Below are 5140 nucleotides of genomic sequence, written 5' to 3'. Positions count from 1 at the left end.
TAAAAACAGACAAAGGAGCATTACTGCTCCTTTTCTGTTTATACAATCTTTAATGAAATTACTTAGCGTTAACCGCTTTAACAAAGGCCTCTTGCGCCCCTTCAATACCTAAAGCTTTCGCTTCATCCAGTAAGCTAAGAGCTTTAGGAATATCTCCCGCTTCTACAGCAGCCTTGATTGATGAGTGATAATAAGTTCTCGTCTCTGGCACAACGCTAGCTTCAGGAGCTCTTTCTAAGAAAGGAGCTTTCTTGTTCGATTGACTTCTTTCAAGATTGTTAGTGGAAAATTCTTTCACAGAAACGTTAATGACACCTTGTGCTACATGGATCGCTATAGGGTCTGCAATTTTCGGTGGATCAGTTCTCTTTGCTATCGCCATTGCTTTAGCTGGATGAATAAGAACTGTTTGTTCTTCTAGATCGATATCTCTTGTATAAACTAAAACGAATAGACTTGTTACATTTGCTGGAATCACAAAGCTAACTTCCCCATGTAATGCTTCTCCAACAATAAAGTCATTTCGGTCATAATCAAACTCTTCTGCGGCATACGTTTTAATCAAATTAAAACTCTGGTCATAAACGGCAACATTAGGTGCGAATACCTTAAGCTCTTTGACTAAAGAAGTAATTTCTAAGCTAACCCCAATTTGAGATACCTTGAAACTAAAAGCTCCGATATATCCTTTAATACTATCTGATTCATAGATTTGTGAAGTTTCAGCTATGTTTAGTGAAAACTTTGAAGGAACAGAAACTTCTTGCCAATTCACTTGTTCCAATTTCTGTACTGAATAACTTGATGAAGTTAAAGGTTGTGTAGATATCTCTACATTGGAGCTACAGCCAGCAAGAGCAAGTAAGCTTAATGACGCAGCAAAGATTGATTTCATGTTCTGCAACTCTCAATTCAAAATTTAAATCAGGTAGCCAAAAATAGCTACCTGACGTTCCTATACACTATAGGATTTGTTTACCACCAAGCTTCTACTTGAGCGCCGACCATCATGTCATTGTTATCAACAGCTAGATCGCCATTGTACATGCTAGCAAATACTCGGATTGCCGGACGAGCCCAGAAACTAGACCCCGCTTGCCATTGTTGAGCAATAGTAATTTTATTTAGATCTTGTGTTTCACTAGCCCAGTATTCATCTGCTTGATAGTAACCGAGCTCTAGAACTGTACTCATTGTTTCAGACCACTTATATGAAGGGCGAACTACAGCACTCATTCGCTTACCATAATCTGATGCGCCTTCATCATCTAACAGAGAGTAAATAAACGAGTAACCTAGATCCCATTTCTCACCTGAAATTACACCCCAGTCGATAAAGCGCATTGACTTACGACCTTTCTGACCTTGTTCAAGGTTGTAACCAACGCCCATATGGCTATTTACGCCATAGCCGTCCCAGCCAAAACCTTCAGTGTTATATTGGAATACTGCTTTATTGAAGCCGCCTAAGAAATTGCCTAATGTATGTTCTATAGTCAGGCTGTAACCAACTTCATCTAAGCCGTAATCGCCCGCATTACCAGTTCCATTATCAATGGCTTTCTCTTGCTCATCTGTGTAGTGAGGTTTAGAAATCATGAACGTGAAATCTAATGAGTTATTTTCACTTAGATTAACGCCGTTGTAGCGAAAATCTAGCGTTGGTGCTGATGAATATAACTGTTCACTTTCTAACGCTACAGATTCATCTTCAGCAGTTGTTGTATCATCGGTCACGGATAAAGGAGCTTTCCACTTACGGTTGAATACTGCCGCAGAAAATTTACCAGGGCCCGCTTCAATATTTTCTAAACCGATACCATCACCAGATGTGTTTACATAATACATATCTAGAATATGTACATCTTTACGACCGTAGTAACGCTTACCTGCCCATAATGTCGTACCGTTATCCATAGAATAATCGATCCAAGCCTCACGGAAAGAAGCACGCTGACCATTCCAAGGATCTGATGCGTCACCTAAATTCTGGAATGAACTACCACGAGTATCACGTTGTGTCGAAGGATCTTCTGCAGTGCCAAAGGCTAAAAGAGTGTGTGCACCAAAACTTCCTCCGTTTGCCTCATACAGTTTGTTCGCATTTAAAATGAACTCACCGTACATATCACATTCGTCACCTAAACGTCCGACCACGTGAGCAGCTGGACCACCGTTACCATAACAGAACTGTGAACCACCATCAGCATTGAGTCCCATACCCGCGCGAAAATATCCGTGGTAATCAACTTCAGCACTTTGAGCTGTAAAGCCCACTAAAGTAGCAGCCACTGCGGCAGCAATTACACTTACTTTTTTCATTCTTAACTCCAAATAGGATTTTATTTTTAGTTCCTTAGTTCTCTTTCTTTGGAGCCTGAAAGGCAGAAATCCGGCCACAATAAAAAGAGGTAAGACGGGACAAGTCCCCAGTTGTTTCAACGTTATTTAGGTTAATGAACTCGCATAAGGATGACTTCCTCCACCCCAAATTAATTTGAGGGGGATGATTAGGGATGAGATTTTTTGGGGTATGGTGTTTTTGAAACGTTGATCACGCAATTTAGGGGGAGTAGTGATCGAAAGCTTTCACATTAGTGGAATACAAAATGCATTAGATCACTATTTGGCGATAAAACGTTCATCAAAATGTAATCAAATTACAGAATAAATTTTATTAAAGGGCGCTTGACCTAATAGTGGCAACGCTTTTTACTTAAATAAGTGGGTAACTTAACTCTAACTATAAGAACGTAACTTACGATGACTACTACTGCTTCTCGTCCGTATCCTTTAGGTGCAACACTTGATCCAAATGGATGCAACTTTTCTATTTACGCTCCAGCCAATGATGATTTGGTACTTGCACTATTTAATTCTGATGGCAGCTATGAAACGCATCCATTAGAAGGTGAATATGCTGGTATAAAACACACCTATATGACTGGTGTTAAAGCGGGCCAAAGATATGGGTTCATCTCCCACGAAGACGACAACAGTTTATTGTATGTTTCTGACCCTTATGCCAAAGCGTTAGATGCCGCGCTCACTTATACTCCTCCCTTCTCAGCAGAGGACAGCTTCGAGCTTGCCAAATGTTTGGTGATTGATGATGACTTTGACTGGCAAGATTCAGAAAAGCCAAATATCGCCCGCGATGAAATGGTGCTGTTTGAAACCCATGTGAAAGGACTCACCCAACTTCATCCAGACGTAGAGAAGAAGGTGCGCGGGACATATATGGGTTTAATTAGCGAACCTATGCTGTCGTTTTATCGCGAACAACATATTAATACCCTACAACTGTTGCCTATTGCAGCGTGCATGCATGAACCTCATTTGTTGGATATGGGTAAAGTGAACTACTGGGGTTACAACCCTTTTGTATTCATGGCTCCAGATCCTCGTTACGCAATTAAAGACGCCGTTACAGAACTTAAAACCGTTATTCGTGAGCTTCACAAGCAAGGTATTCAAGTCATTCTGGATGTGGTTTACAACCACACAGCGGAAGGCGGACAAGATGGTCCTATCTTCAATCTTAAAGCTTTAGATCCCAATTACTATCTAAGACACGGCCCTCATTTTGCTAACTTCACTGGCTGTGGTAATACGGTTGATCTCTCGTACCAGCCATCGCTCAACTTGGTGATGGATACACTACGTTATTGGGTCAGCGAGTATAAAATTGATGGTTTCCGTTTTGACTTAGCCGCCACACTCGGTCGCAGAGGCGATGACTTCAGCAGCGAAGCAGCATTCTTCAAAGCCGTTGCTCAAGATCCTGTGCTTAGAGAAGTAAAATTGATTGTAGAGCCATGGGATATTGGTCCTAATGGCTACCAAGTCGGAAACTTTCCATTTGGCTGGAATGAAACCAACGACAAACTGCGCGACATTACCCGCAGCTTCTGGCGCGGTGATCAGGGCTATCTCAAAGAGTTCGCAACACGCCTTATGGGCTCGCGAGATCTCTATAGCGCCGCGAACTGGCCCTATAAACTTACGGTGAACTACATCACCTACCATGATGGCTATACTCTTCAGGATTTGGTGTCTTATAAACACAAACACAATGAAGCCAATGGAGAACAGAACCGAGATGGGCACGGTGACAACCGCTCTGATAACTATGGTGAAGAGGGTGAAACCGATAACCTCGTCATTCAGGCGACTCGCGAACGTCAAAAGCGCAACTTTATGGCGAGCCTGCTGTTTGCTTTCGGTATACCGCATATTCTCACCGCAGATGTGCTTTCCCATACCCAAAAAGGCAACAACAACGCGTATTGTCAGGACAACGAAATCAGCTGGATTAACTGGAGTCACTCTGAAAACAAAAACACGTTTAAAGAGTGGCTTGGTCAGATGGTTGCCGCTCGTCAAACCTATATGATTCCATTCATTCGTGCATTTAGTGGTGACGAGCGCAACTTCAACCGGATTTTCTGGAGACGCGTCGACGGTAATTTGATGGAGCATGATGATTGGAACAGAGTCAATTCTGTCGCACTTCACATGGGCATAGGCGAAGACGAACAAGAATTGCTGTATCTGATTAACCAAACCAATGCTCCAGCAAGATTTAAACTGCCAAACGACCGCAATCAAGATTGGAAAATCATCTGCGATACTAACCTGCGCCATATTCAGCATGGCCATGCAGAAGGGGAAATTCTTCAGCTACCCACTTCTATGGCGATTCTGCATTTTCAGCCAAAGAAAAAGTGTAAGTCGTAGGATTTAGCCCTAAAAACCCTCTCAGCCCCAAATGATGCACTCACAGTTTTTCCTATAGGTGGAAGTTAATTAAACAATCGGTGGAACAATTACAACCAGGTGGACATGATTTAGCTGAATATTTAGTTCCAAGACTTCACAATCTTCCATATTGCACAAAATCTAGATGGAGGGATAAAGCTCCTTACAAACTTTACCTTCCAAGATCTTAAATCTGTCCTTAGACGCCCATATGCAGTGCTATTCTTCATTGAAGACATTGACGATACTTTCGTTATTACCATTAAGCAACTTAGGAAAAACATGTCTGTCTCAAAATGGCGTTTGTCGGCTTGGTCGTTCTGTATCGCTGTTTGCGCTTTACCGTTAAATGCAGCGCCTCTTGATCAGTACCGAATAC

At 42.0% G+C, this 5140-nt stretch carries 3 protein-coding genes and 1 pseudogene; 1 reads left to right on the top strand and 3 read right to left on the bottom strand.

Annotated elements, in window-relative coordinates:
- Window positions 1–58: 58 nt before the first annotated feature.
- Window positions 59–895, bottom strand: a complete 837-nt coding sequence (locus tag ACOSVQ_RS20525) for a MalM family protein (RefSeq protein WP_491984287.1) — start codon at window positions 893–895, stop codon at window positions 59–61.
- A gap of 80 nt (window positions 896–975) precedes the next feature.
- The gene (locus tag ACOSVQ_RS20520) at window positions 976–2322 is read right to left on the bottom strand and encodes a carbohydrate porin (RefSeq protein ID WP_491984286.1); all 1347 of its coding nucleotides are present in this window, start codon (window positions 2320–2322) and stop codon (window positions 976–978) included.
- Between the two features lie 441 nt (window positions 2323–2763).
- On the opposite strand from ACOSVQ_RS20520, the gene glgX reads away from it, so the two are divergent.
- The gene (glgX, locus tag ACOSVQ_RS20515) at window positions 2764–4740 is read left to right on the top strand and encodes a glycogen debranching protein GlgX (RefSeq protein ID WP_491984285.1); all 1977 of its coding nucleotides are present in this window, start codon (window positions 2764–2766) and stop codon (window positions 4738–4740) included.
- Between the two features lie 78 nt (window positions 4741–4818).
- Here the strand turns inward: glgX and ACOSVQ_RS20510 are convergent.
- Window positions 4819–4974 (bottom strand): annotated as a pseudogene (locus ACOSVQ_RS20510) (transposase); the annotation flags it as partial.
- Between the last annotated feature and the right edge of the window lie 166 nt (window positions 4975–5140).

The organism is Vibrio sp. HM8-C, from assembly GCF_058630515.1.
Note: the sequence above shows the minus strand (reverse complement) of the source record. Positions and strands in the feature narration are given on the sequence as shown.

Excerpts from the sequence above, each read along its gene's own strand:
- ACOSVQ_RS20525 (WP_491984287.1), bottom strand. The coding sequence starts at position 895 with ATGAAATCAATCTTTGCTGCGTCATTAAGCTTACTTGCTCTTGCTGGC.
- glgX (WP_491984285.1), top strand. The coding sequence starts at position 2,764 with ATGACTACTACTGCTTCTCGTCCGTATCCTTTAGGTGCAACACTTGAT.
- ACOSVQ_RS20520 (WP_491984286.1), bottom strand. The coding sequence starts at position 2,322 with ATGAAAAAAGTAAGTGTAATTGCTGCCGCAGTGGCTGCTACTTTAGTG.